The organism is Sellimonas sp. (genome assembly GCF_047234585.1).
Classification (GTDB): Bacteria; Bacillota; Clostridia; order Lachnospirales; family Lachnospiraceae; genus Sellimonas; species Sellimonas caecigallum.
On sequence record NZ_JBKSWG010000004.1, the window covers coordinates 73,629 to 99,902 of the forward strand.

A 26,274-nucleotide genomic window follows, 5' to 3' on the forward strand; every position below is an offset into this window, starting at 1 on the left:
ATATACTATTTACATCCTTCTCCGACCATCATATCAATGATCTCTACATTTGTTTCTTTCATTCCGTCTTTTCCAAGCCGCCCGATATTGCGGATCGTTTCATCCACGCCCTTTGTCACAATTCCATCCCCGGCGTAAAACTGCTGGCCGCATTTGTACATATTGTAACCAAGGATTCCCGCTTCCACAGAAGAAGCGATCTTGGCAGCGCAGGACGCTTTTGCTCCGTCACACACAATTCCAGAGACAATGGCAAGGGCATTGACTACCGTATGCGCGATATCCTCAAATGTCCCACCGTACAAATACGCGATCCCGGCACCAGCTGCCGCACCGGCGCAGACAGCTCCGCAGTATGCGGACAATCTTCCGATCCCTGTCTTCTGGTGGATTGCTACAAGGTTCGAGAGCGTCAGTGCGCGGTAAAGTTTCTCCTCGCCCGACTCCAATTCCTTTGCGTATTCAATAACCGGAAGAGAACAGGTCATCCCCTGGTTGCCGCTTCCGGAGTTGATGATAACCGGAAGTTCGCAGCCGTTCATTCTTGCATCAGAACCTGCCGCCGCCATAGCCTTTGCGCGGACACGGATATTATCCCCCTCCATCTTCAGAAGGACGCTTCCGATATTTGCGCCGTAATCCCCTTTCAGCCCTTCCTGCGCGATTGCTGTGTTGTATCTGATCTGGCGGCCGATCACTTCTCTTACGTCTTCGATATCTACCGTGTTGGCAAAGTCAAAAATGTCTCTCATGTTCAGAAGGCTTCTGTCTGTAAGCCCTTCCTCTTTTTCTCCTTCCACTTCCACTTCGTAGAGAACCTTCCCATCCTTTTCGATGAGAACGATATTTGTATGATAGTTTGCGATACGGACTTTCGCGTAAGATTCTCCTTTATACACAGTCACTATGATTTCAAATGTGATTCCGTGGTCTACGTATTCCACTGAGATGTCCGTATTTTTCAGGAAATCCTTCATCTCCTGGATCTCTTCCTTCGTTACCTGAGCAATGACTTCCAGCTCTTTCTCCGGCTTTCCGGCGATAATCCCCGCTGTGGCAGCTGCCGGGATTCCCTTTAAGTGATCTGTATTCGGAACAATCACTGATTTCACATTTTTGATAATACTTCCGCTTGCTCCGATCACAACTTTGTCCGGCACTGCCCCCAGCACTTCCCGCGCTTTTGCGGCCGCATATGCAAGGGCGATCGGTTCTGTACATCCCATGGCCGGCACAAGCTCTTCCTTCAAAATCTGTACATATGCCCCGTACTTTTCATCATTTTTTCTCATCGTATATCCTCTCCTTACCTTTTTTCAGCGGAACATACCCGCTATTCTTTCCCCAACAAATAATCGATAAACTGCTGCGCTGTGCGCCCGGATTTGCCGCCGTGGGTCATCTCCCACTTGTTTGCCTGTAAAAGCAGCTCCTCCTCAGGCATATCAATCCCGTTCCTCCTTGCCAGTTCCAGGACAATATTCTGAAATTCCTTTTTCCCAGGTCCCACAAAGAAAATAGATACTCCAAACCTTGCCACAAGAGAAAGTTTTTCCTGAACCGTGTCGGATGCGTGAAGGTCGTCCCTTCTGCCCTCTTTATCGCTCCACTGTTCTCTCACGAGATGTCTGCGGTTCGATGTGGCATAAATCAATACGTTTTCCGGCTTTCTCTCCAGTCCTCCTTCGATGACTGCTTTCAGATACTTATATTCAATCTCGAACTCTTCAAATGACAGGTCATCCATATAAATAATGAAACGGTAATTCCGGCTCTTGATCTGGGCAATCACGTCATTCAGATCCTGGAACTGATGTTTATATACTTCTATCATCCGGAGCCCTTGATCATAGTACTGATTCAGGATTGCCTTGATGGAGGAAGATTTTCCTGTCCCCGCATCACCAAACAGAAGGCAGTTATTTGCTCTTCTTCTGTTTACAAACGCTTCTGTATTTTCCGTAAGTTTCTGCTTCGGGATTTCATACCCTACCAGATCATCCAGCTTCACATGTGCAATCTTGGTAATAGGGACGATCCTGGCTCCTTTCTCTGTATGCTCGATACGAAATGCCTTGTGAAGTCCAAACTTACCCACACCGAACTCTTTATAAAACTGGGTCATGACATCCTTAAATTGTTCTTTTGTTTCTGTCTTTCCGAGATGGCAGGCCAGTTCGCAGATCCGATCCCGTACTCTTCGATTGTATACATGTCCATCCTGCTTCGTCCCTGCATAGTCAAGGATCATACCGACTGCAGAGACGCCAAGCTTCTTCTCCATATCCCTCAAGTCATAGTCAAACAATTCTTTCATGATAGAGAAATCGTGGAGAGCCACATCATTTATGCTACCTTCTACCTGACCGCGCATTTCGCAGGCTGTACTGTACGCATTTTCGTCATTTACCAGCAAAAAAGTCAGATAAGTATGCCACAGATTTCCTTCTAGTCCATGACTTTCCGAAAGCTCGAGGATCTCATTGATACATTCAAAATACAGACCTCTTAAATCCTCCGGATTGTAAAAATCGCTTCCGGCATGTTCCATCAAAAAAGTCATATCATCCAGTATCCTGCCGTACTCCATATTCCGGTACAGCATCAGTTCATTTGTCCGCATCTTTCTTTCCTCTTTTCCGATCTTTCTAATAGTTTCCGAGTATTTTCAAGCTTTTTGCCTCTTCCCTTAATCCACGGATGGCATTCTTGACTGCACCGTCCGCAAGGTTGCCTTCAAAATCCACAAAAAATCTGTATTCCCAAGGTCTGTCTTCCACTGGTCTTGACTCAATCTTTGTCATATTCAGATCGTTGTATATGAAATGTGAGAGCATCTGATATAATGAACCGCTCTGATGCGGAAGCTCAAAACAAATGCTGATCTTACGTGCCTCTTTGCAGAATATTTTCTGGTTAGTCACAATGATAAAACGAGTCGAATTGCAGCTGCTGTCATTGACTCTCTCTCTCAGAATCTCCAGGCCGTATACCTCGGCTGCGTAGGCACTGCAGATGGCTGCATGTGTCGGGTCATTTTCCTCGACAACCGTTCTTGCCGCGACAGCAGTATTCGGCACACTGATTTTCTCCATCCCTGCATGGCCATACAGATACTTTTCACACTGCATCAGCCCCTGCGGATGAGAATAAACTTTCATGATTTGCTCTTCCTTGCTCCCCGGAAGCCCGGCCAGCACGTGATTGACCGGCAGTACAGTCTCCCCTACGATATAGTTTTCAAACTCCACAAGGAGATCATAGACTTCGTTGACTGCCCCCGCTGAAGAATTTTCGATAGGGAGAACCGCAAAATCTGCCGCTCCATCTTCGATTGCTTCCATAGCTTCTCTCCATGTGTGCACATGGTATCCTCGCACGTCTTTCCCAAAATACTGCTTCATGGCAGCCTGGCTGTATGCCCCTTCCACACCTTGAAATACAATCCTAACATTTTCTGTGTCCAGTCTGTCAGTCTCAATAAATGGAAGCTTTCCGAGGACTCCATTTTCAGAGAGTTTCTGATACTGAAGCTTTCTGCTCACGGACATCAACAAAGCAAACAACTCCTGCACACCTTTTTTGTATTCCGGATTCTCAACCTGTTTTGCAGCAGCTGCCAGCTTCTGCTGTTCTCTTGTCCGGTCGTATACTTTCCTTCCATTTTGTATCTTAAAATCAGCAACTTCGCCGCACACCTTCATCCTCTGCTCATACAGACGGATAATCTGTGCATCGATCTCATCCAGTTCGTTACGTAATTCCTCTAACGCTGCCATCAGTCCACTCCTTTTTTCAAACTAATGTCGGTACGCACGGGACACTACGCCTTATGTGTCAGATCCTACTGTCCCCTGTATACCGACTCTTTTTAGTATTATAATATATTTCAGGGAGAAAATCCAGATTGCCTGTTGAAAACCAGACTATTTTATTATATGATTAGTAGAGCTAGGAAGCAAGGAGGATGTTTTATGAGACATTTAATGAGCCCGTTGGACTTTTCTGTAGAAGAGCTGGATCAGCTTTTGGATCTTGCCAATGATATTGAAAAGAACCCGGCGAAATATGCACATGCCTGTGCAGGAAAAAAATTAGCAACATTGTTTTATGAGCCAAGTACCCGTACCAGATTAAGTCATGAAGCTGCAATGCTGAATCTGGGTGGAAGTGTTCTTGGCTTTTCTTCTGCAGAGTCGAGCTCCGCAGCAAAAGGCGAAAGTGTGGCCGATACGATCCGTACCGTCTCCTGCTACGCCGATATTGCCGCAATGCGCCATCCAAAGGAAGGTTCCACGATGGTTGCTGCCGCTCACTCCAGTATACCGATCATCAACGCGGGGGATGGAGGACATCAGCATCCGACCCAAACGCTCACAGACCTTTTGACGATCCGCTCTTTAAAAGGACGTCTTGACCATCTCACAATCGGTCTGTGCGGGGATCTGAAATTCGGGCGTACAGTGCACTCTCTCATCCAGGCACTTGTCCGTTATGAAAATATCGAATTTGTTCTGATCTCCCCGGAAGAACTTCGTCTTCCAAGCTATATCCGGCACGATGTTCTGAAGCGCAACAATATCCCGTACAAAGAAGTCGTCCGCATGGAAGAAGCTCTCCCGGATCTGGATATCCTGTATATGACACGTGTCCAAAAAGAACGTTTCTTCAACGAGGAAGACTACGTGCGCATGAAAGATTTCTACATCCTGGACAAAGCGAAAATGGAACTTGCAAACAAAGATATGCTTGTCCTGCACCCACTGCCGCGTGTCAATGAAATCTCTGTGGAAGTAGATGATGACCCACGCGCCGTGTATTTTAAACAGGCTAAATACGGCGTCTACGTGCGTATGGCGCTGATCCTGACACTTCTTAATATCTCTGTAGAAGACTGATCTGGTTTTATAGCAAATATAAGAAAGGAAACAATTATGGTAAAAAACACATTAAATATAGGACGCATCTCCGAGGGATTTGTCCTGGACCATATCCAGGCCGGAAAAAGTATGGATATTTATAAATATCTTCGCCTGGACAAGCTTGACTGCTGTGTTGCCATCATCAAAAATGCCCGCAGCAATAAGATGGGGAAAAAGGATATCATCAAGATTGAATGTCCGCTTGAAATGATCGATCTCGATATTCTTGGCTTTATTGATCATAATATTACGATCAACATTATAGAAAATGAAACCGTTGTAAGAAAGAAAGCACTTACTCTTCCAAAAGAGATCCGTAATGTCATCCGCTGCAAAAATCCACGCTGCATTACGTCTATCGAGCAGGAGCTGGATCATGTCTTTATTCTCACGGATCCGGAGAGAGAAGAATACCGCTGCAAATACTGCGAAGAAAAGTATCAGAGAAAATAGTTGAATGAAAGACGGCACAGTCCAGATGGATTGTGCCGTCTCTTGTTTATTCTGTCATGAGATATGCGCATACATAGATGCCAGCATTGTCACGATCTCTTCGTCCGTAAATTTACTGCTGTCAATGCAGAGATCATACTGTTCCATATCATCCCACTTCTTGTCTGTATAATAATTGTAAAATATTCTTCTTTGTTTATCCATCTTCTTTATCAGCGCACGCGCTGTCTTCTCATCTGTCTTCGCACGTTCCACGACTGTCTCTATTCGTTTTTCCAGAGGTGCATAGATATAAACACTTCTGCATTGTCCTTCCAATATATCATTTGCACATCTTCCAACGATGACACAATCTTCTTTCTGCGCTATTTCCTGGATAACCTCTTTCTCTGCGGCAAACAGCACGTCGTTTAGTGGGTCATGACGATATTTTGGTTCCATCTGATACTGGTCATCCACCGGATACCGCCAGGAACTTGCCCTCGTCTCATCGATCTTTACAAGTTCCTCATATGGAATATCTATCCCTCTTTTTTCACTTGCCAGGAGAATCAACTCTTTGTCATAAAAATGAATTCCAAGTTCCTGGGCCAGTTTTCTCCCTATCCGCCGTCCATTGCTTCCGTACATACGGTTGATGGTAATAATGCGTTTACTCATATACTTGCACCTCCTCTGGTTTTCATATCAAAAGCCGTAGATCTCTACCTGTATTTTATCATTTTTTCAATCAAAAAGGAACCTGAATACAGATTTTTCTGTACTGGTTCCCAAAACATCTGTTTCTTCTCTTTCTATCAGATGGCATGAGCAGGACGGTAAGCCGGGTTATGTCTCGAACAGTCATCTATCTAGACCCCATGTCGCCACGGGGTTCCATCAACCCACCTAAAACACGACGGGCCGCCGTATCGTTTTCATTCGGTCTTTCTTCGGATGGGGTTTACATGTGCCCTCCCTGTTACCAGAAAGGCGGTAGTCTCTTACACTGCCTTTCCACCCTTACCGCATAAGCGGCGGTTTATTTCTGTTGCACTATCCTTGGAGTCGCCTCCACCGGACGTTATCCGGCATCCTGCCCTGTGAAGCCCGGACTTTCCTCGTCTGCTCCCTTTCGGGACTTGCATCCGCGACTGTTTGTCCTACTTATGCCTGTAATACCATACCATATCCATGTCTAAATGGCAAGCCCTTCATCAACAATCCGATCATTTCCATCTGCAGCAGTTGTGGCAAGCGTGTCGCAGCGCTCATTCTGCGGGTGCCCATCGTGTCCCTTTACCCAGATAAAAGTGACGTGATGGTTTTCTTTTGCCGCAAGAAGTCTCTTCCAGAGATCCGTATTTTTAACCGGTTCATTCTTTCCTCGTTTCCAGTTTTTTTTGATCCAGCTTTCTATCCAGTGCTGGTTGAATGCGTTGACAACATACTGTGAATCAGAATAAACCTCCACCTCACACGGCCGATTCAGCGCTTCCAGTCCGGCAATGACAGCCATAAGTTCCATCCGGTTATTTGTCGTCTTTACATAACCCTGAGAAATCTCCTTCGTGTGCAGTTCCCCTTTTCTATCTGTATATTCCAGAATCACGCCGTATCCTCCCGGTCCGTCCGGGTTGCCCCTTGCCGCACCATCCGTATATATTTTTACAAGCATATATGTTCCTCCTTTTCATCGCTTTTCCACTGTATCATCTCACGTACTTCCCTGACTTTTCTATGATCTTCCCCATTTCCGGTAATTCCGATCACAATGTCTTCCTTTCTCACGACAGATGGAAAGAAGAAATCACAGTCGGAAGCATCGGAGGCATTATTGACTGGAATCCCCCGTTTTCTACAGAGACGGGCAATCATCGCATTTACTTCCGGTTTGTCAGTTGCCGCAAAGACCATGAACATACTTTTTTCCAGATCCGTCTCTTCAAACTGCTTCTTTTTATAATGAACTTGTCCTGTCTTGATCCATGTCCGAAATTGCTCTTCGACACTCCCAGGTATCTTCGGAGCAATGACTTGGATCTTCGCTCCGAAGGACAAAAGAACCTGGATCCGCCGCTTCGCGACAGATCCGGCCCCGAAAAAAAGAATCTGTCTGTCATCGAGACGGATAAAAACAGGAAATCTGGGATATCTTTCTCTCACTTTATTTTCTCCTCTTCATTCACGGCGCTGTTTCTTCCCGGACAGGGGCCGCCGTTTTGATCTGACAGCCCCATTATACCACACCCGCTGCTCTAAAGTTTATCTTTTTTATACTGTCAGATAATGATGCAGACAATTCCCCCGTTGCTGTCGTTTACAATCTTCTGCATTGTATCCTGAAGTTTAACCTGGCATTCGTCGTTGATCATCGTGATCTTGTTTTTCATTCCATCCATGACAAGTTCCTCTATGGACTTTCCGAAGATATTCGTCTTCCACACGCCCTCTTCGCTCTCTTTTGCTTCTTTGATATAGCGGATAACATCTTGAGCCTGCTGTTCATTTCCCACGATCGGTGCGATCTCTGTTTCAATATTGGCTCGTATCATATGGATGGATGGCGCTTCGGAATGGATCTTTACCCCGTATTTGTTTCCCTGCCGGATGATCTCTGGTTCAGCCATCCGGATTTCCTCTTTGATCGGACTTACGACTCCATACCCTTTCATCTTGACACTGTCCATAGCGTCTTTCACATGGGTGTACTCTGTCCGGAGTCCGGACATCTCCTTCATGGATTTTAAAAGTTCATACTCATTGCGGATCTGTGTTCCTGTCATTTCGCTGAGCATTTCATAATAAAATTTTTCATAAACCCGTATCTCGATTTTTACACATCCTGTATCCATCTCAATCTTCTCCACTCGGACGGACTCTATGTACGTAAGTTCCGATTTCGGAATGCCGCCTACAAAATCTCTGATTTCTGTTCGTTCCTCCATCATTCTCCGGATTTCTCCGATTAACTCAGCCTTGATCTTATGTTCTCTCGGAAGCATTTCCACCCATTTGGGAATGTAGAATTCCAGCTCCGATACCGGGAATTCAAAAAGGATCTCCTCCATCATCTGATGGATATCCTCCTCTTTCAGCTGCTCGCAGTTCACAGGAAGGACTGTTACTTCAAACTTATTCCGTATCTCTTCTGCAGTCTCCATCGCTTCCTTTCCATAAGGGCGGGAGGAGTTAACAAGCACGAGGAATGGTTTCCCGATCTCTTTTAGCTCCCTTATCGTCTTCTCCTCCGGATCGCGATATGACTCCCTTGGGATTTCTCCGATGGTTCCGTCCGTTGTGACGACAATCCCGATGGTGGCATGGTCGTGAATGACCTTTCTTGTTCCAATCCCCGCCGCTTTCGTGAACGGGATTTCGTAGTCGAACCACGGTGTTTTTACTTTTCGTTCTTCCCCATCCTCGATATGCCCTTTCGCCCCTTCCGTCATATATCCGACACAGTCGATGAGACGTACCTTTACCTTCACATCATCCGACAGAACAAGATCAGCCGCCTCTTTCGGAATAAATTTGGGCTCTGTTGTCATAATTGTCTTCCCAGACGAGGACTGTGGAAGCTCATCCATCGTTCGCGCCTTTTGATTCTCATCTTCCATATGCGGGATCACAAGAAGATCCATAAATCGTTTGATAAAAGTAGATTTCCCGGTACGGACAGGCCCTACCACTCCAAGATAGATTTCCCCGTTTGTTCTTGCCTGCATATCATGATAAAGCTGAAAACTTTCCATAATAAAATTACCCCCTTGTAATGCTGATACAAGTGTATGCATACAAGAGGGCTTTTAGACCTTGGAATCATCTACTCATTTTCCCAAGGAAGTTCACTGTGTTCTGTTTTTCTGTCCCGAAGCATTAGCTCTTTTACCGCTTCCCCCGGGTCTTTGCCGTCAAAAAGCACCGCGTTTACCTGCTCTACGATCGGCATGGACACCTCGTACTTTTTCGCAAGGGCCATAGCAGCCTTGGCAGAATAGACTCCTTCCACAACCATCTTTACTTCAGCCATGGCTTCCTCCATCGTCATCCCTTTTCCGATGAGATAGCCTGCCTTACGGTTTCGGCTGTGAACGCTTGCACAGGTCACGATCAGGTCTCCTATTCCTGTAAGCCCTGTAAATGTCTGGATCTTTCCACCCATCTTTACCCCGAGTCTCGAGATCTCTGCGATCCCTCTTGTGATCAGCGCTGCCTTGGTGTTATCTCCGTAACCAAGCCCGTCGGCAGTTCCTGCTGCCAGTGCGATGACATTCTTCAGAGAACCGCCAAGCTCAATTCCCAGGATATCCGGACTTGTGTAAACACGGAACACTTCACTCATGAATACCTGCTGCAGATATTCTGCTGTCTTTTTCGTCCTCGCACCTACAACGCAGGTAGTCGGAAGCCCTCTTCCCACTTCTTCCGCGTGGCTTGGGCCTGAAAGGACAGCCACATCCGCCTGCGGCACTTCCTCTTCGATTTGCTGACTCAGCGTCATGAGCGTCGTCTCCTCGATTCCTTTTGCCACATTGACGAGAATCTGACCTTCTGCTACATATGGCCTCATCTTTCGTGCGGTTTCTCTCGTAAACGGAGAAGGAACTGCCAGCACAACGAAATCTTTATCTTTGACTCCTTCTTCCATCACATTCGTAAAACAGATACTGTCCTGGAGCTTTACGCCCGGAAGCTTGCTTTTATGTTCTCTTTCTCTGTCAAGCTCTTTTACTTCTTTCTCATCAATGGACCATACAGTCACATCATTTCCGTTGTTTGTCAAAAGCCAGGCAATCGCTGTACCCCAGCTTCCAGCTCCCATAATACCAACTTTTGCCATACCATGCCTCCTATTTTTTCTTTCCGAAGCTGATTTTATTTTCCGTCCCGTTCAAAAGCCGGCCAATGTTGGCACGGTGTTTCCAGATGGCCATCAAAGCCAGAAAGCCCGCCACAACATACATCTCATAGAGGGGCGCTCCTTCCATGCCATAGTCTCCGATCTGCCCTCTTATTACCACGCCTGCAAAGAAAATGATCACGACCGCGATCGAACCGACGGATACATATTTTGTTGCTGCTACTATTGTAACAAATACAGCAAGCGCAATCAAGCAAATCCAGATATTCGTGGTAGCTGCAAGGAGCCCTGCCATAGCAGCGATCCCTTTTCCGCCTTTGAATTTCATATAAAATGGGAAATTATGTCCAAGCACAGCTCCCAATCCGGCATACATGGAAAGGAGCGGGAGAATGTCTCCTTTGGTATTTCCAAAAATCAGACGGGCGATAAGCACTGCAAAAATGCATTTGAAGCAGTCTCCAAAAAATGTAACGGCTCCTGCTTTTATCCCGAGTGTGCGAAGCGCGTTCGTCGATCCGGCATTGCCGCTTCCCATCTTTCTGATATCTACGTGGTGCAATTTTCCATATATGTAGCCTGTCTGAAACAGCCCAAAAATATATCCGATTCCAATGCAAATCAACCGTTCCATCTTACTGCTCCTTCTCCTTGCGCTCCCGGATAAAAAATTTCAGCGATGTCCCCTTAAATCCGAATGCTTCCCGGATCTTATTTTCCAGATATCTTGTATAAGAAAAATGCATCAATTCTTTATCATTGACAAAGATCACAAAAGTAGGCGGTTTTACGGAAACCTGGGTAATATAGTAAAGTTTCAGACGCTTTCCTTTGTCTGAAGGCGGCTGCTGCATTGCAACCGCTTCTGTCATAATCTCATTAAGTACACCTGTTGCAATGCGGAGTGTCTGATTCTCGATTACCATATCAATCATATCAAAAAGCTTCGGCAGCCTCTGTCCGGTCTTTGCGGACACATACATAATCTCAGCATACGGCATATAGGAAAGAACCGTTCGGATCTTCTTTTCGTACTCCCGCATTGTTTTGTCGTTTTTCTCGATGGCATCCCATTTATTGACAACAATAATGATACCTTTTCCTCTCTCATGGGCGATTCCTGCAATCTTGGCATCCTGCTCTGTCACGCCTTCCACTGCATCGATGACCATGAGAACTACATCCGCCCGTTCCACAGCAGTAACTGTACGAATAATGCTGTATCGTTCCAGTTCTTCTTTTATCTTGTTCTTTCTGCGAAGTCCCGCTGTATCGATGAATACATACTCTTTTCCATTATGGACAATGTTCGTATCAATAGCATCCCTTGTTGTCCCGGCAATATCCGAAACAATCACACGGTTTTCTCCCAATAATTTATTTACTATTGACGACTTCCCTACATTTGGTTTTCCGACGATAGCGATCCTCGGTCTGTCATCTTCTTCCTCTTCCTCTTTGTCCTCCGGAAAATAGGAAATAACCGTGTCCAGAAGATCCCCGATCCCAAGCCTTGATGCGGCGGATACCGGCGTCGGATCTCCGATCCCCAAATTGTAAAATTCGTAGACATCCGGCATGAATTTATGAAAATTGTCCACTTTATTTACTGCCAGGATGACCGGTTTTCTGGCGCGTCTGAGCATGTCTGCCACTTTGGAATCCGCATCCACAAGCCCCTGTCGGACATCCGTGATAAAAATGATAACATCCGCCGTATCTATGGCGATCTGTGCCTGTTCCCTCATCTGGGAAAGGATGATGTCACTGCTCTCCGGTTCAATACCCCCTGTGTCTATGAGGGTAAATTCTCTGTCAAGCCAGGAAACATCCGCGTAGATACGGTCTCTTGTCACACCCGGTGTATCTTTTACAATAGAAATCATTTCGCCGGCCAGAACATTAAATAAGGTAGATTTACCTACGTTCGGTCTGCCGACTATTGCAACTACTGGTTTACTCATGTTTTCTCTCCTTTATGATCGAATCGATAAAATCCTGTCCGCTTGATTTTACAATATCTGTCTTCACTTGTAAAGCATCTTCTAATTCCTGTACTGTCACATCATCCAGAAATACCGGTTCGCCGCTTCTTAACATATTGCAAGGCAAGAGCAGCCTCTCCCCAAGTTCCTGTCCCTTAAGCTGACTGATCAGATCCTGACCTGTGATCAACCCTGACACTGTGATCCGCTCTCCGAAAAAGTCATTTCGGATTTTGTAGAGGTGTACTTTCAGATTCGGGCACTTTTCTTTCATCTTTTCCAGAAATTCTTTCAGGTAGTCATATGCAAGCACTCCGGTCGCCATGGAGATGTGGATCGTTCTGTCTATAGGTTCCAGGTTCTCAAACGCCTCCTGGAACTCATCTTTCAAAAGACGTATCATCCCCACCCCATTTTCCAGCTGAAGATACCCGTCATACCGTTCCGCCTCAGGCACTTCATAACCTGCCAGGATATACCACTCATCACCTGCATGGATAAAATGATATCCATATTTCTTATAAAGCTTTTCCTGCCAGCGGTGGATTACCTCCAGCACTTCGCGCGCATCTTCCCTGGTAAACGGCTCAAGAGGATAAAGGCCGTCCCGGTATTTGCTCAATCCTACCGGAACGACCGACACGCTCTGAAGATTCGGAATATACCCGGAGAGATCACTCAGACTTCTCTCCAGCTCTTCCCCATCATTGAGCCCTTTGCACAGGACGATCTGCCCATTCATTGTTATCCCGCCCTCGTAAAGTCTGTCTACTTTCCGGAGAGCTTCCCCGGCGAACCGGTTGTGGAGCATCTTACAGCGAAGCTTGGGGTTTGTCGTGTGGAACGAGATATTGATCGGCTCCAGATGATACCGGATGATCCTGTCAATATCATGGTCGCTCATATTTGTAAGAGTAATGTAATTCCCCTGAAGAAAGGAAAGCCTGGAATCATCATCTTTAAAGTAAAGTGTCTCCCTCATCCCTTTCGGCATCTGATCGATAAAACAGAAGACACAGTGATTCCGGCAAGAACGGTATTCATCCATCAACCCCTGTTCAAATGTGATCCCAAGATCCTCCTCATACTCTTTTTCGATCTCCAGCTCCCACTCTTCGCCGTCCGGTTTTTGGATCAGGACGACCAGGTATTCATCATTGACGTAGTAGTGATAATCAAATACATCCTCTATCTCATTGTCATTGATGGAAATCAGCTTGTCGCCTTTTTCGATACCCATCTCCCAGGCAATGCTTCCTTCCTCCACTGACGCTACAATATGTTCATGCTTTTTTGGCATCTGTCTCATGCTCATGCTTGTTTTTCTCCTGTTCTGCTTTCTTTCCTGTTTTCTATCATACTAAATTCCCTCTGAAAATGCAATTTTTTCGTTCCCTTTCTTGCCATCCCTCTAAAAAAATGGTATAAATTAGGGTAGCGTTAGCCTTTGCAAACGTAAAAAGAACCAAAATCTGGAAATACAAACGATATAGGAGACCAATAATGCCAAATATTCAATTACTGGAACAGGCTCTGCCTGTTGCCCCACTGAAAATCGCTGCTTTAAAAAGCTGCGAAAAAATGGGAGAGAAAGTCAATGACTACATTGTGCAGTTCCGTAAGGAATCCCTGAACAAATATGTAGACTCTGCACTTTTTTCTACTTATATGCAGGAAAACTATCTTGTAAAACACAGCTGTCCTCGGTTTGGCTCCGGGGAGGCAAAGGGTATTTTAAACGAGACGATCCGCGGAAAAGACCTGTTTGTGATGGTTGATATCTGCAATTATAGTCTGACTTACTCTGTAAACGGACATCTCAATCATATGTCGCCGGATGATCACTATCAGGATCTGAAACGTATTATTTCCGCTGCTACTGGAAAAGCCAGACGGATCAACGTTATCATGCCGTTTCTCTATGAAAGCCGCCAGCATAAACGCACGAAACGCGAATCTCTGGACTGTGCCCTTGCTCTGGAGGAACTGGTCGATATGGGTGTCTCCAATATCATCACATTCGACGCCCATGACCCACGTGTCCAGAATGCGATTCCATTAAAAGGATTTGACAATTTCAATCCGCCGTATCAGTTTATGAAGGCTCTTTTAAAAGCAGAACCTGAGCTTCAGACTGACAAGGAACATCTGATGATCGTAAGCCCGGACGAAGGAGCTATGCACCGTGCTGTGTATTTTTCCAATGTTCTTGGCGTAGACATGGGAATGTTCTATAAACGCCGCGATTATTCCACGATCATCAACGGAAAGAATCCGATTGTTGCCCATGAATTCCTTGGCGATGACGTGAAAGGAAAGACTGTTATCATCGTGGACGATATGATCGCATCCGGAGAAAGTATGCTGGATGTTGCACGGCAGATCAAAGACCGCGGCGCATCCCGTGTGTTTGTCTGTACAACCTTCGGCCTTTTCACAGAAGGGTTCCAAAAATTTGACGATTACTATAATACCGGCTATATCGATCGTCTGATCACAACAAACCTTACTTATCTTCCGCCGGAAATTTATGAAAAACCATATTTTGTGGAAGCGGATATGAGCAAATTTCTTGCCATTATCATCGACTCCCTGAATCACGATATCTCCATCAGTTCGGTTCTGAATCCTACGGACAAGCTTCACGCTCTCCTGGATAAGCACCGCTTAAAAAAAATAGGATAAGAGCCTTGTGCTCTTATCCTTTTTTGAATCATACAGTTATATCGTCTTCAAAAAACGTAACATCTGTCGGAAAAATAAAACTTTCTCCCATTTTTTTGATCAGAATAATCCGCAGACGATCGTTAAGATTTTTCTTGTCCAGCATCATCGCAGCTTTCAACTCTTTCATCTTTACCCCGGCGCTGATCGGAAGACCATAGGATTTCAGCACTTCTCTGAGTTCTTCTGCTGTCCCTTCTTCTGTCATTCCCTTCTCCTCGGCAATCCTCGTAATCTGGTACATTCCAACTGCCACTGCCTCTCCGTGACTTTCTCTTTCATAGGCAAATTTCTGTTCCACAGCGTGTCCCAATGTATGTCCGAAATTCAAAAGCATCCTTTCCCCGGTGTCATATTGATCCTCCTCAACTATCTGTCGTTTGATATCCACACAACGGGCTATCACTCCCGTAAGCTCCTCTCCAAGCCCTTCAAACGACCTTGCCTTTTTCAGTATATCGAAGAGTCCTCTGTCTTTTATGCAGCCGTACTTGATGACTTCCCCCATCCCATCGTTGATATAACGTTTCGGAAGTGTCGAAAGGACGTCTGGATCGATGAGAACGAGCTTCGGCTGATAGAAAGCCCCTACGAGGTTTTTTCCTTCTTTCAGATCAACCGCCACCTTCCCTCCGACGGAAGAATCCACCTGAGCCAAAAGAGATGTAGGAATCTGTATGAAGGGAATCCCTCGCAGATAGGTCGCAGCTGCGAATCCAGCCATATCTCCTACCACTCCCCCTCCGAGCGCTACGATGAGATCGCTCCTGGAAAGTTTTGCCTGCAGAAGCTTTCCATAGATCTCCGGCAGGATCGCCATACTCTTTGATGCTTCTCCATGAGGGACAACCGCTTCGTAACATTCCCACTTTGTCTGAAGTTGCTCTTTCAGAACTTCTCCGTAATATCCATACACACGATCGTCTGAAATGATCATGATCTTCTTCCCGTGGAATACTTCTGCGATCAGATCCGCAGCCCTTCTCAAAACGCCTCTCTCAATAAAAATCTCATAACTCTTCTCCCCCAGATTTACATTCAATTTCATGTCCCTTCCCGCCTTTACTTCTTTCCTTGGAATATTTACCACTCTTTTCCTACTGCCGCTGCAATCTTAGAAAGCTGCTTTAAAAGGTCTGCATATTTTGTCGGTTTTAAAGATTGTCCGCCATCACACAGTGCCAGCTCCGGATTATTGTGAACTTCGATCATCAAACCGTCCGCTCCTGCTGCCACAGCTGCTTTTGCCATGGAATCCACAAGCCACCATTTTCCTCCTGCATGACTTGGATCGATGATGACCGGAAGATGTGTCATTCTTCTCAAAACCGGGATCGCCTGAAGATCCAACGTGTTTCTTGTATATGTTTCGAATGTACGGACCCCTCGTTCGCAGAGAATGACATTCTCATTTCCCGAAGCCATGATGTACTCGGCTGACATAACCCATTCTTCGTATGTGGCATTCAGTCCCCTCTTAAGGAGGATTGGTCTTTTTGTCTGTCCAAGCTGTTTCAGAAGATCAAAATTCTGCATATTTCTTGCACCAATTTGGATAAGATCCACTTTTTCATCAAAAATTTCAAGATATTCCGCCGACATCAGTTCCGTCACAATCGGAAGTCCTGTTTCTTCCTTTGCTTTACACAAAAGATCCAGTCCTTCCAAGCCCAGTCCCTGGAAAGAGTACGGGCTCGTACGCGGTTTGAATGCGCCTCCGCGAAGGAGATTTGCTCCTGCTGCCTTTACAGCCCGCGCCACTTCGATCACTTGCTCTTCCGTCTCAACAGAACACGGACCGGCAATCATTGCCATATGTCCGCCGCCCACTTTCACTCCTGACACATCCACTGTCGAGTCTTCCGGGTGGAACGCTCTGTTTGCCAGCTTATATGGTTCCTGGACATGCATGACCTTATCTACACTCCTGTCCACTTCAAACAATCTCGGGTCGATACGCACCGTGTCCCCGATACACCCGATGATCGTCATCTCTTCTCCCCTTACAACATGGGCTTCGAGACCTTTCCCTTCTACCATCTTTACTACCCGGTTCAGGTCCTCTTCTGCGGTTCTTGGCTTCAATACAATAATCATGATCTGTTCCTCCTGTTCTTTCTCCTGCATCGAAAATATCAAAACGGAATTTAAAAGGACTTTCCTGTGGAATAAAAAAAGTCCTCTGGAAAACTCCAGAGGACGATCAATACCGTGGTTCCACCTCAATTCACAGCCATCTCTCGATGACTGCCTCAACAGGTACTCTCACAAAAAGATATACCTTTGCAGATAACGGCTGCTGCCGGAAATGCCTACTAGCCTGCGCATTCAGCACTCTACTCCAAGACGAATTCAGCAACACTTCTCGTATCCCATTCCACCAATCCGGGACTCTCTGTGACTTTCCATGATGCCTACTACTTCTTTTCACTGTATTTTCAAAGCAGATTCATTTTTAAGTTGTTTTTATCTTACTTCACGACAATCTGTTTGTCAACACTTTTTCTATCTATAGAATTGAAAATATTTTCCGCCATTTTGCATCGTTTCTCCTCTCGCCTGTGCAAGTTCTGATACCGTAACAAGCTGGAACCCCCGTCTCTGAAGATCCGGTATGAGTCTGAGCGCCGCGTCGATGCTGGAAGAATGGATGTCGTGCATCAGTATGATATCCCCGTCTTTTACTTTAGAGAGAACAGCGTCCACTGTCTGCTGCATATCTTTTGTCTTCCAATCCTGCGTATCAATGGACCACATGATCATCGGCATTCCGACGTTTTCTTTGACAATGTCATTGACTGCTCCGTATGGTGGTCTCAGCAGAGTCGGCGGCTGCCCGCTCGCGTCTCTTACTGCCTCATTCGTATCTTTGATCTGCATTTTTACATGCTGTTCATCTAGGTTTGTCAGTTTTGCATGATCATAAGAGTGATTGCCAAGTTCGCAGTTTATTTCCGTCATCTTTTTGACAAACTGAGGATATTTTTTCGCGTTCTTACCGAGCATAAAAAAGGTCGCTCTGGCGTTATGCTTTTCCAACTGTTCCAGCAGTTCTCCCGTCCTTGGTCCCGGCCCATCATCAAATGTAAGGGCGATCATCGGCTTATCCGGATCTGCTCCGCCGGAAACCGACTTCAGTTTTCCGTCATCTGCAAAGATACACTCCTGCACTCCGACCTTTTTCTTTCCAGTCAGCATTTTGCCATCCGGATCAAAGTAATACCGATCCTCGCCGATGGTCTGCCAGCCTACGGCGGCACTGCCGTCATCTTTTAAGTAATATACTGCCTTTTTCGATTTGTGCCATCCGATCTTCATGCTGCCGTCTTTTTCAAAATAATATCGTGCTCCGCCGATAGTCTGCCAGCCTTTGGTCAGCTTGCCTTTCCCGTCAAAATAAAAGGTCTCTCCCTTAGACTTGATAAATTCATTTGCTGCATAAGTGCCGTCATTCTTTTTGAAGCGATCCTTGTCCCAGCTCCCGTAACTGTTTTTTACAGTTACCTCTCCGGTTTTTAATTCCAGCTTTACTTTTCCAAGCCATTCACTCTCCAGGGAATTCCTGAGATCACTGGAAAGCCGGATCTTGACCGGGAATGTCCCCTCCACCGTGCCGTCTGCACTGCACTCGATCTCGTACCCGTCTCCCCGATTCAGATCGTCTGCCAGATCCTGCACTGTATACTCCGCTTCCTTGCTCAGAAGCTTCGTTTTCTCTGTTTCTTTCACATGATCAGCGAACTTGGCCTTTGCCTTCAGTTCCGGGATCTGCCCATCCTGCATAATTTCTACAGAATCCGCGGTCAGACAAATGACTGTCTCATCTTTTCCTTCCGGCATGGACGGACCTCCGATCAGAATCATGACCAGCATACAAAGCAGCATGCAGGCCGCTCCTGCAACTATCAGTCTCAAATTCTGCCGTTTTCTTTTTCTCCCCTTCACGGCATTCTTTTCCGGTTTTATCCGGAAGTCATGTCTTCTTTTTTTCATTCGTATACACCCCACAAAAAAAGTACGATATTTCTACACGTAGAAGTATATCGTACTTTTTCTTCGGAAACAAGAAACTTTTCCTCTGACATCATGAGATGATCCGAACTTTCAGGACATCCCGTATCTTTTCGATGTCCTTTTCCATTCCTTCCAGATTTTCTGCATCCACGTCAATCATTGTGTATGCGTATTTCCCCCGGCTTTTATTTGTCAGATCGGCAATATTAAGGTCTCTTCCCGCGAGAATTGCGGTAAACTGTCCAATCATGTTTGGAACATTGTGATGCAGGATCGTGATCCTGGCATTGCTGCCCCGCTTTCCCATATCACAGTCCGGATAATTAACCGAATTTCGGATATTGCCATTTTCAAGGTATTCCCGGATTTCTTTTACAGCCATTTTGGCACAGTTTTCTTCCGACTCTTCCGTGGACGCCCCCAGATGAGGAATAACGATAACCCCATCTTTTCCCGCAGTCTGCGGGTTTGGAAAATCTGTCACATATTTTTTCAGTTTTCCGTTTTCCAATGCATCCATGACATCCTGTTCATCGACAAGAATGTCCCGTGCAAAATTTAAAAGGACAGCGCCGTCTTTCATCTTTTGAACGGCGTCCTTCCCGATCATTCCTTTTGTATTTTCCAAAGCCGGTACATGTACTGTGATGTAATCGCACTGGCTGTATATTTCATTCACATCTTTCACATGTCGGATATGCCGCGACAAACTCCATGCCGAATCAACAGACAAATACGGATCGTACCCGTACACTTCCATTCCGAGATGAAGAGCTGCATTGGCCACCAGCGCACCGATAGCACCAAGACCGATCACTCCAAGTCTCTTTCCCTCGATCTCACAGCCCGCAAACTCTTTTTTCTGCTTTTCCGCCCTTTTTGCCACATCTGTTTCCCCGGCGTGAGCCTTGACCCATTCAATTCCGCCCATAATGTCCCTTGAAGCCAGAAGCATCCCTGCAATGACAAGTTCCTTTACCCCGTTTGCATTGGCTCCGGGCGTATTAAACACAACGATCCCCCGTTCCGCACAAGCTTCCAGCGGGATATTATTGACGCCCGCTCCCGCTCTGGCGACAGCCTTCAGGCACAGAGGAAATTCCATCTCATGCATAGGCGCGCTTCTCACGAGGACAGCATCCGCGTACTCCATCGTCTCTTGTGCTTCATATGTTTCCGGAAAGATGTCCAGTCCGCTTTTTGAAATGGCATTCAAGCAATGATACTTATACATTCAGAATCTCCTTTTCATACTTTTTCATAAAGTCCACAAGTGTCTCCACACCTTCTCTTGGCATGGCATTGTATATACTTGCTCTCATTCCACCGACCGAACGATGTCCTTTCAGGTTGACAAGACCGGAGGCCTCGGCCTCCTGTATGAATCTGGCATCCAGATCTTTGTCCCCTGTCACGAACGGAACGTTCATGAGAGAGCGGTCTTTCTTCTTTACTGTCCCATGAAAAAGACTGCTGGAATCCAGGTAGTCATAGAGAATCTTTGCCTTCTCCTCATTGCGCTTTTTCATCTCTTCGAGTCCACCCAGATTCTTAAGCCAGCGGAATACTTTCCCGCAAATATAGATTCCATAAGCCGGCGGGGTATTGTAGAGAGAGCCCGCATCCGCGTGTGTTTTGTAGCGGAGCATCGTCGGTGTGCCTGGAAGGACTTCCTCTGTGATAAGGTCTTCCCTTATAATCACGATCGTCACTCCTGCAGGACCAATATTTTTCTGCGCTCCTCCGTAGAGTATTCCATATTTCGTCACATCTACAGGTTCAGACAGGAAGCAGGAAGAAACATCTGCAACGAGAGGTTTCCCCTTGGTATCCGGCAATGTCTTAAACTTTGTACCATAGATCGTATTGTTCTCACAGATATATACATAGTCCGCATCCTCCGAAATGGCGAGATTACTCAGATCGGGAATATAGGAGAATGTCTTGTCCTCGGAAGATGCCGCCACATTGGCTTTTCCATACTTCTGCGCCTCTTGCCAGGCTTTTTTTGCCCACTGTCCCGTAATGATATAGTCCGCCTTCTTGCGCCTCATAAGGTTCATCGGTATCATGGCAAACTGCGTGGATGCTCCGCCCTGCAAAAACAGGACTTTGTAATTATCCGGAATGGCAAGCAGATCCCTGAGATCCTGCTCAGCTGTCTGTATGATTCCGGCGAATGTTTTCGAACGATGGCTCATTTCCATAACAGACATTCCCGTCCCCCTGTAATCAAGCATCTCCGCCGCCGCTTCTTTTAAGACTTCTTCCGGCAATACGGCCGGACCAGCTGAAAAATTATATACTCTCTTCATTTTCCCTCCTGAATATCCGCCAAACATTCCCCATTCGCCCGGCTTTTATTTGATTTATTCTATTGCATCTTTTTCTTAAGATCCTCTTCGTCAAAAACTTTGTCTATAGCATCCCCAGGTGCAACCATCGGCCACACTTTGTCGTCACAATCGATCTGGCAATCAATGACAACCGGCTCGCCCAGACTTCTTGCTTTCTGAAATGCATCTTGGAATTCTTCTTTTGTTTGAGCGCGGAATGCTTTTGCCCCCATCGCTTCCGCCAGCTTTACAAAATCGACTTTATCATTGAGCACGGTTGCGGAATAACGCTGACCGTAAAACAGATTCTGCCACTGACGTACCATGCCAAGTACATGATTGTTGATCACAACCTGGATAATCGGAATCTGATGTCTCACTGCTGTGGCGATTTCATTCATATTCATACGGAAACATCCGTCCCCTGCAATATTGACTACACATTTGTCCGGGCGCCCCATCTTGGCTCCGAGAGACGCACCAAGACCATATCCCATTGTCCCAAGTCCGCCGGATGTAAGAAATGTACGCGGCTCTTTATATTTATAATACTGCGCCGCCCACATCTGGTGCTGACCGACTTCCGTGACAATAATAGCATCTCCTTCTGTCTGACGGTAAATCTCTTCCACAACAAACGGTCCTGTCAACACATCCGGATGGTATTTGAGCGGATATTTTTCTTTGTACGCTTCAATCGTCCGAATCCATTCCGCGTGATTCTGCTGGCTGATCATGGCATTCAGCTTTTTCAGCACGATACTGAGATCTCCGGTCACTCCGTGCGTAATAACAACGTTTTTGTTCATTTCTGCAGGATCAACGTCGATCTGCAGGATTTTAGCGTTTGACGCAAACTTGGAAGCATTTCCAGTTACACGGTCACTGAAACGAGCTCCAAGAACAACAAGCAGATCGCATTCACTTACACCGTGGTTGGCTGTCTTTGTACCATGCATTCCGAGCATTCCGGTATAATACGGATCCGTCCCCGGAAATGCCCCTTTTCCCATAAGAGAATCCGTAACCGGAGCATCTATCTTTTTGACGAATTCAAAAATTTCTTCGCTTGCGCCGGAAAGAACTGCTCCGCCTCCAATGAATATATAAGGTTTCTTTGCTTCCTGAATCATCGCTGCCGCAATTTTCAGGTCATTCTCGCACACATCCTCTTTTTTCTCAGGCGGCACGATCATCTTCGGCTCATATTCAGCCAGATTTGCCGTCACATCTTTCGGGATATCGATGAGAACCGGTCCTGGCCTTCCTCTTTTCGCAATGATAAATGCTCTCCGGATCGTTTTTGCCAGATCATTGACATCTTTTACGATATAATTGTGCTTTGTGATCGGCATCGTGATCCCTGCAATATCAATTTCCTGAAAACTGTCTTTTCCGAGCAGCGATACACCCACGTTGCACGTAATGGCAACCACTGGGATAGAGTCCATATATGCCGTGGCAATCCCCGTCACAAGGTTTGTTGCTCCGGGACCGCTTGTAGCAAAACAGACCCCCACTTTTCCGGTTGCTCTCGCATATCCGTCCGCAGCATGGGCTGCCCCCTGCTCATGGGATGTTAGAATATGTGTGATCTCATTTTTATGTTTATACAACGCATCATATACATTCAGGATCGCTCCGCCCGGATATCCAAAAACGGTATCCACGCCCTGCTCTTTTAAACATTCGATTACAATTTCTGCTCCTGTAAGCTGCATATGCTTTCTCCTTTACCGTTTATTTATATTCCGGGGACTGCAGAATTGCTCCCCTGTTGCCGCTGGTAACCATAGCTGCATAGCGGGCAAGATAACCTGTTGTTACCTTCGGAGGAACTGGTTTCCAGTTTGCTTTTCTCTGTTCCAGTTCTTCTTCCGGGACATCCAGTGTGATGGTAAGGCCAGGAATATCGATTTTGATGATATCCCCCTCTTCCACAAGCGCGATCGGGCCTCCCACTGCCGCTTCCGGGGATACATGTCCGATGGATGCCCCTCTGGACGCCCCTGAGAACCGTCCGTCTGTGATAAGCGCGACACTGGACCCAAGTCCCATGCCGGCAATGGCAGAGGTCGGATTCAGCATTTCCGGCATGCCTGGTCCGCCTTTCGGTCCTACATAACGGATCACTACCACATCGCCTGGGCGGATTTTTCCTCCTTTGATCGCCTCAATGGCATCTTCTTCGCATTCGAAGACTCTTGCCGGCCCCTCGTGTACCATCATCTCTTCCACTACAGCGGAACGCTTTACAACGCTTCCGTCCGGAGCAAGATTGCCTTTGAGAACCGCAAGGCCACCCGTTTCACTATATGGATGGTCGATCGGTCTTATGACTTCAGGATTTAAGTTTTCGCATCCAGCTATATTTTCTTTTACTGTCTTTCCTGTCACTGTCATACAGTCTGTGTGCAGAAGGCCTTTTTTGTCAAGCTCATTCATGACAGCATAGACGCCTCCCGCCTCGTTGAGATCCTCGATATATGTCGGTCCGGCCGGCGCCAGATGACAAAGATTCGGTGTCTTTTCACTGATTCCATTGGCAAAATCAATTTCGAAGTCCATGCCGATCTCGTGTGCGATAGCCGGAAGATGGAGCATGCTGTTTGTGGAACACCCGAGTGCCATATCGACAGTCAGTGCATTTAAAATAGCCTCTTTCGTCATGATATCTCTCGGACAGATATTCTTTCTCCAAAGCTCCATAACCTGCATTCCGGCATGCTTTGCCAGACGGATCCGTTCGGAGTAGACTGCTGGAATTGTTCCGTTTCCCCTAAGTCCCATACCGAGCACTTCTGTCAGACAGTTCATACTGTTGGCTGTATACATCCCGGAACAGGATCCGCATGTCGGACATGTCTTGCACTCAAATTCGTTTAATTCATTTTCGTCGATTTTTCCGGCAGCATAGGCACCGACTGCCTCGAACATACTGGAAAGACTTCTCTTTTCTCCTTTCACATGTCCTGCCAGCATCGGGCCGCCGCTCACAAAGATCGTCGGGACATTGATTCTTGCTGCTGCCATCAAAAGTCCCGGCACATTCTTATCACAGTTTGGAACCATGACAAGGGCATCAAACTGATGTGCCATCGCCATCGCTTCCGTAGAGTCAGCGATAAGATCACGCGTTACGAGAGAATATTTCATCCCGATATGTCCCATCGCAATGCCGTCACACACAGCAATTGCTGGAAATACGATCGGCGTCCCGCCTGCCATTGCAACCCCCATTTTTACTGCTTCCACGATTTTGTCAAGATTCATGTGCCCCGGAACGATCTCATTGTAAGAGCTTACAATCCCCACAAGTGGTTTTTCCATCTCTTCTTTTGTGAGACCAAGCGCATTCATCAGAGATCGGTGCGGTGCCTGCTGCGTCCCTTTTGTCACTGTATCACTTCTCATTAATTCTTCCTCCTAGCTGCTTTTTTTCTCTATATGCCTCTTTTTCCGCCTTATTCTACTGCATTCTTTCACAGATCTTGTTACCCATCTCTTTTGTTCCGATCTGGGTACATCCTTCCGACATGATGTCGATCGTGCGGTATCCTTCTTTCAGCACTTTGGCAACGGCATTTTCGATGGCGTCCGCCTCTTTGTCAAGATCAAAGGAAAACCGGAGCATCATAGCTGCCGACAAAATGGTTGCGATGGGATTAGCGATCCCCTTTCCTGCGATATCCGGAGCTGATCCGCCGCTTGGCTCATAGAGGCCAAATTTTGTATCATTGAGGCTGGCGCTTGCCAGCATTCCGATAGAACCGGTTACCATGCTTGCCTCATCAGACAAGATGTCGCCGAACATGTTTTCCGTAAGTACCACATCGAACTGCTTTGGGTTTTTGACAATCTGCATGGCGCAATTGTCTACCAGCATATGTTCCATCTCCACATCCGGATATTCTTTCGCCACTTCCTCTACTACTTTTCTCCAGAGTCTGGAGGAATCCAGCACATTTGCCTTGTCTACACTCGTTACTTTTTTCCTGCGTTTTCTTGCAATATCAAATGCTCTCACAGCGATGCGCCGGATCTCTTTTTCATTGTATGTAAGGGAATCGTACGCGGTAAGAACGCCGTTTTCCTCCACTGTTTTTCTCTCTCCAAAGTAGAGTCCCCCCGTGAGCTCCCTCATGATCATAAAGTCAAAACCTCCCTGGGTAAGCTCCGGCTTCAGTGGACATGCCCCCTCCAACTCCTCGTAGAGGACAGCCGGACGAAGATTGGCAAAAAGATTCAGCTCCTTTCGGATTTTCAGAAGTCCTGCCTCCGGTCTTTTGGAAGGTTCCAACTGATACCATGGGGATGTCTTGGCATCGCCTCCAATCGATCCCATCAAAATGGCATCACATTCTCTTGCCCGCGCCACAGTCTCCTCTGTGAGCGGAATCCCGTGGGCATCGATGGATGCTCCCCCAAGAAGGAGTTCCTCATAAGAGAAAGTATGTCCAAATGCTTCCCCTGCTTTATTTAAAACTTTCACTGCTTCTTCTACGATCTCAGGTCCGATCCCGTCCCCTCTGATCACTCCGACTTTAAAATTCATGTCATCTACCTCCCAGAAAATCTGTTACAGAATATAATATAATATTTTCCCGTTCGTTTCAACCCTTTACCTTGCAAAAGTGTTTTACATAGAAAAAAAGAGGTCCTCCTATCAAAGGAATTCCTCTTTTTACATTGCTTCTTATTTTGTCTCTGCACCCGGTTTTTCCACCTGCATGATGGCTGCTTTCTGCATCGGGATACGGCAGTTCTTGTTGTTGCCGAACTCTACGATCACGTCTTCTTCTGTGATATCGATCACAACCCCATAAAAGCCGCTTGTCGTCAAAACTGTATCGCCAACTTCCATATCAGCAATCATCGCCTGGATTCTTTTCTGTTCTTTTTTCTGTGGTCTCATAAGCAGGAACCAAAGTCCGCCCAGGATCACTACATAAAAAAGGATCATGAACAACGGATTTGCAAATAATCCTCCGCTGCTT

Annotated in this window: 23 protein-coding genes, 1 other RNA gene and 1 other annotated feature; of the genes, 3 read left to right on the forward strand and 21 right to left on the reverse strand. The window is 46.4% G+C overall.

Features of this window, described 5'->3' with window-relative positions; all coding sequences use genetic code 11:
- Positions 1-5: 5 nt before the first annotated feature.
- Genes ACLROL_RS02540 through pheA form a run of 3 tightly spaced genes read right to left on the reverse strand, consistent with a single transcriptional unit; the run spans position 6 to position 3,779 of the window.
- Entirely contained in the window at positions 6-1,292 is a 1,287-nt protein-coding gene (locus ACLROL_RS02540; RefSeq protein WP_221919121.1) for a serine dehydratase subunit alpha family protein, read from the reverse strand.
- A gap of 41 nt (positions 1,293-1,333) precedes the next feature.
- On the reverse strand, positions 1,334-2,623 hold the full coding sequence (locus tag ACLROL_RS02545) for an ATP-binding protein (protein ID WP_087211162.1): 1,290 nt from the start codon (positions 2,621-2,623) through the stop codon (positions 1,334-1,336).
- Between the two features lie 25 nt (positions 2,624-2,648).
- Positions 2,649-3,779, reverse strand: coding sequence for a prephenate dehydratase (gene pheA, locus ACLROL_RS02550; RefSeq protein ID WP_087199571.1), 1,131 nt, complete (start codon positions 3,777-3,779; stop codon positions 2,649-2,651).
- Positions 3,780-3,974: 195 nt separating this feature from the next.
- Between pheA and pyrB the strand changes: the two genes are divergently transcribed.
- Together pyrB and ACLROL_RS02560 are read left to right on the forward strand one after the other, a co-directional pair.
- Positions 3,975-4,898, forward strand: a complete 924-nt coding sequence (gene pyrB, locus ACLROL_RS02555; protein WP_087199569.1) for an aspartate carbamoyltransferase — start codon at positions 3,975-3,977, stop codon at positions 4,896-4,898.
- A 36-nt stretch (positions 4,899-4,934) separates the two neighbouring features.
- Positions 4,935-5,375 (forward strand): aspartate carbamoyltransferase regulatory subunit, encoded by a 441-nt coding sequence (locus ACLROL_RS02560; protein ID WP_087199567.1) that lies wholly within the window; start codon positions 4,935-4,937, stop codon positions 5,373-5,375.
- A gap of 54 nt (positions 5,376-5,429) precedes the next feature.
- Here the strand turns inward: ACLROL_RS02560 and ACLROL_RS02565 are convergent, their stop codons facing one another.
- The 9 genes from ACLROL_RS02565 to ACLROL_RS02605 all read right to left on the reverse strand — a co-directional run bounded on the left by ACLROL_RS02565 (position 5,430) and on the right by ACLROL_RS02605 (position 13,518).
- On the reverse strand, positions 5,430-6,035 hold the full coding sequence (locus tag ACLROL_RS02565; protein WP_087211157.1) for an AAA family ATPase: 606 nt from the start codon (positions 6,033-6,035) through the stop codon (positions 5,430-5,432).
- A 143-nt stretch (positions 6,036-6,178) separates the two neighbouring features.
- Positions 6,179-6,524, reverse strand: an RNA gene (rnpB, locus tag ACLROL_RS02570) — RNase P RNA component class A.
- A 28-nt stretch (positions 6,525-6,552) separates the two neighbouring features.
- Positions 6,553-7,032 carry a ribonuclease HI gene (rnhA, locus tag ACLROL_RS02575; protein WP_087199564.1) on the reverse strand — a complete coding sequence of 160 codons (480 nt, stop codon included), beginning with the start codon at positions 7,030-7,032 and terminating at the stop codon, positions 6,553-6,555.
- Positions 7,023-7,520 carry a bifunctional precorrin-2 dehydrogenase/sirohydrochlorin ferrochelatase gene (locus tag ACLROL_RS02580; RefSeq protein ID WP_087211151.1) on the reverse strand — a complete coding sequence of 166 codons (498 nt, stop codon included), beginning with the start codon at positions 7,518-7,520 and terminating at the stop codon, positions 7,023-7,025. The genes rnhA and ACLROL_RS02580 overlap by 10 nt, the downstream gene beginning before the upstream one ends.
- A gap of 116 nt (positions 7,521-7,636) precedes the next feature.
- Positions 7,637-9,109, reverse strand: a complete 1,473-nt coding sequence (spoIVA, locus tag ACLROL_RS02585; RefSeq protein ID WP_413067279.1) for a stage IV sporulation protein A — start codon at positions 9,107-9,109, stop codon at positions 7,637-7,639.
- Between the two features lie 71 nt (positions 9,110-9,180).
- Positions 9,181-10,197, reverse strand: a complete 1,017-nt coding sequence (locus tag ACLROL_RS02590; protein WP_087211145.1) for an NAD(P)H-dependent glycerol-3-phosphate dehydrogenase — start codon at positions 10,195-10,197, stop codon at positions 9,181-9,183.
- A 10-nt stretch (positions 10,198-10,207) separates the two neighbouring features.
- Positions 10,208-10,852 carry a glycerol-3-phosphate 1-O-acyltransferase PlsY gene (gene plsY, locus ACLROL_RS02595; protein WP_087199556.1) on the reverse strand — a complete coding sequence of 215 codons (645 nt, stop codon included), beginning with the start codon at positions 10,850-10,852 and terminating at the stop codon, positions 10,208-10,210.
- A 1-nt stretch (position 10,853) separates the two neighbouring features.
- Positions 10,854-12,182 carry a ribosome biogenesis GTPase Der gene (gene der, locus ACLROL_RS02600; RefSeq protein WP_087199554.1) on the reverse strand — a complete coding sequence of 443 codons (1,329 nt, stop codon included), beginning with the start codon at positions 12,180-12,182 and terminating at the stop codon, positions 10,854-10,856.
- Positions 12,175-13,518 (reverse strand): DUF512 domain-containing protein, encoded by a 1,344-nt coding sequence (locus ACLROL_RS02605; protein ID WP_288722602.1) that lies wholly within the window; start codon positions 13,516-13,518, stop codon positions 12,175-12,177. The genes der and ACLROL_RS02605 overlap by 8 nt, the downstream gene beginning before the upstream one ends.
- 188 nt (positions 13,519-13,706) lie before the next feature.
- Here ACLROL_RS02605 and ACLROL_RS02610 point away from each other — a divergent pair, with 188 nt between their 5' ends.
- Positions 13,707-14,888, forward strand: a complete 1,182-nt coding sequence (locus ACLROL_RS02610) for a ribose-phosphate pyrophosphokinase (protein WP_087211141.1) — start codon at positions 13,707-13,709, stop codon at positions 14,886-14,888.
- Positions 14,889-14,916: 28 nt separating this feature from the next.
- On the opposite strand, the gene aroB is transcribed toward ACLROL_RS02610, so the two are convergent.
- The 9 genes from aroB to yajC all read right to left on the reverse strand — a co-directional run bounded on the left by aroB (position 14,917) and on the right by yajC (position 26,240).
- Entirely contained in the window at positions 14,917-15,975 is a 1,059-nt protein-coding gene (gene aroB, locus ACLROL_RS02615) for a 3-dehydroquinate synthase (RefSeq protein WP_087199742.1), read from the reverse strand.
- A gap of 35 nt (positions 15,976-16,010) precedes the next feature.
- Entirely contained in the window at positions 16,011-17,024 is a 1,014-nt protein-coding gene (gene aroF, locus ACLROL_RS02620; RefSeq protein ID WP_087199740.1) for a 3-deoxy-7-phosphoheptulonate synthase, read from the reverse strand.
- A 95-nt stretch (positions 17,025-17,119) separates the two neighbouring features.
- Positions 17,120-17,367 (reverse strand) — a binding site (T-box leader).
- 65 nt (positions 17,368-17,432) lie between these two features.
- Positions 17,433-18,920 (reverse strand): polysaccharide deacetylase family protein, encoded by a 1,488-nt coding sequence (locus tag ACLROL_RS02625; RefSeq protein ID WP_413067280.1) that lies wholly within the window; start codon positions 18,918-18,920, stop codon positions 17,433-17,435.
- Positions 18,921-19,011: 91 nt separating this feature from the next.
- Entirely contained in the window at positions 19,012-20,175 is a 1,164-nt protein-coding gene (locus tag ACLROL_RS02630) for a phosphoglycerate dehydrogenase (protein WP_413067281.1), read from the reverse strand.
- On the reverse strand, positions 20,168-21,256 hold the full coding sequence (gene serC / locus ACLROL_RS02635) for a 3-phosphoserine/phosphohydroxythreonine transaminase (protein WP_087199546.1): 1,089 nt from the start codon (positions 21,254-21,256) through the stop codon (positions 20,168-20,170). The genes ACLROL_RS02630 and serC overlap by 8 nt, the downstream gene beginning before the upstream one ends.
- 59 nt (positions 21,257-21,315) lie before the next feature.
- The gene (gene ilvB, locus ACLROL_RS02640; RefSeq protein ID WP_221919127.1) at positions 21,316-22,998 is read right to left on the reverse strand and encodes a biosynthetic-type acetolactate synthase large subunit; all 1,683 of its coding nucleotides are present in this window, start codon (positions 22,996-22,998) and stop codon (positions 21,316-21,318) included.
- A gap of 19 nt (positions 22,999-23,017) precedes the next feature.
- Entirely contained in the window at positions 23,018-24,691 is a 1,674-nt protein-coding gene (gene ilvD, locus ACLROL_RS02645) for a dihydroxy-acid dehydratase (RefSeq protein ID WP_087199542.1), read from the reverse strand.
- A gap of 55 nt (positions 24,692-24,746) precedes the next feature.
- Positions 24,747-25,832 (reverse strand): 3-isopropylmalate dehydrogenase, encoded by a 1,086-nt coding sequence (leuB, locus tag ACLROL_RS02650; protein WP_413067282.1) that lies wholly within the window; start codon positions 25,830-25,832, stop codon positions 24,747-24,749.
- A 141-nt stretch (positions 25,833-25,973) separates the two neighbouring features.
- The gene (gene yajC / locus ACLROL_RS02655; RefSeq protein ID WP_087199738.1) at positions 25,974-26,240 is read right to left on the reverse strand and encodes a preprotein translocase subunit YajC; all 267 of its coding nucleotides are present in this window, start codon (positions 26,238-26,240) and stop codon (positions 25,974-25,976) included.
- Positions 26,241-26,274 lie beyond the last annotated feature (34 nt).

Coding starts and splice junctions, on each gene's coding strand:
- ACLROL_RS02565 (WP_087211157.1), bottom strand. CDS start 6,035: ATGAGTAAACGCATTATTACCATCAACCGTATGTACGGAAGCAATGGA.
- aroF (WP_087199740.1), bottom strand. CDS start 17,024: ATGATTATTGTATTGAAGCCAAGAACCGCAGAAGAGGACCTGAACCGG.
- plsY (WP_087199556.1), bottom strand. CDS start 10,852: ATGGAACGGTTGATTTGCATTGGAATCGGATATATTTTTGGGCTGTTT.
- ACLROL_RS02610 (WP_087211141.1), top strand. CDS start 13,707: ATGCCAAATATTCAATTACTGGAACAGGCTCTGCCTGTTGCCCCACTG.
- yajC (WP_087199738.1), bottom strand. CDS start 26,240: ATGATCCTTTTTTATGTAGTGATCCTGGGCGGACTTTGGTTCCTGCTT.
- serC (WP_087199546.1), bottom strand. CDS start 21,256: ATGAAGAGAGTATATAATTTTTCAGCTGGTCCGGCCGTATTGCCGGAA.
- pheA (WP_087199571.1), bottom strand. CDS start 3,779: ATGGCAGCGTTAGAGGAATTACGTAACGAACTGGATGAGATCGATGCA.
- ACLROL_RS02625 (WP_413067280.1), bottom strand. CDS start 18,920: ATGAAAAAAAGAAGACATGACTTCCGGATAAAACCGGAAAAGAATGCC.
- pyrB (WP_087199569.1), top strand. CDS start 3,975: ATGAGACATTTAATGAGCCCGTTGGACTTTTCTGTAGAAGAGCTGGAT.
- spoIVA (WP_413067279.1), bottom strand. CDS start 9,109: ATGGAAAGTTTTCAGCTTTATCATGATATGCAGGCAAGAACAAACGGG.
- rnhA (WP_087199564.1), bottom strand. CDS start 7,032: ATGCTTGTAAAAATATATACGGATGGTGCGGCAAGGGGCAACCCGGAC.
- ACLROL_RS02560 (WP_087199567.1), top strand. CDS start 4,935: ATGGTAAAAAACACATTAAATATAGGACGCATCTCCGAGGGATTTGTC.
- ilvD (WP_087199542.1), bottom strand. CDS start 24,691: ATGAGAAGTGATACAGTGACAAAAGGGACGCAGCAGGCACCGCACCGA.
- ilvB (WP_221919127.1), bottom strand. CDS start 22,998: ATGCAGCTTACAGGAGCAGAAATTGTAATCGAATGTTTAAAAGAGCAG.
- ACLROL_RS02605 (WP_288722602.1), bottom strand. CDS start 13,518: ATGAGCATGAGACAGATGCCAAAAAAGCATGAACATATTGTAGCGTCA.
- ACLROL_RS02545 (WP_087211162.1), bottom strand. CDS start 2,623: ATGCGGACAAATGAACTGATGCTGTACCGGAATATGGAGTACGGCAGG.
- aroB (WP_087199742.1), bottom strand. CDS start 15,975: ATGAAATTGAATGTAAATCTGGGGGAGAAGAGTTATGAGATTTTTATT.
- ACLROL_RS02590 (WP_087211145.1), bottom strand. CDS start 10,197: ATGGCAAAAGTTGGTATTATGGGAGCTGGAAGCTGGGGTACAGCGATT.
- ACLROL_RS02540 (WP_221919121.1), bottom strand. CDS start 1,292: ATGAGAAAAAATGATGAAAAGTACGGGGCATATGTACAGATTTTGAAG.
- der (WP_087199554.1), bottom strand. CDS start 12,182: ATGAGTAAACCAGTAGTTGCAATAGTCGGCAGACCGAACGTAGGTAAA.
- leuB (WP_413067282.1), bottom strand. CDS start 25,832: ATGAATTTTAAAGTCGGAGTGATCAGAGGGGACGGGATCGGACCTGAG.
- ACLROL_RS02630 (WP_413067281.1), bottom strand. CDS start 20,175: ATGTATAAGTATCATTGCTTGAATGCCATTTCAAAAAGCGGACTGGAC.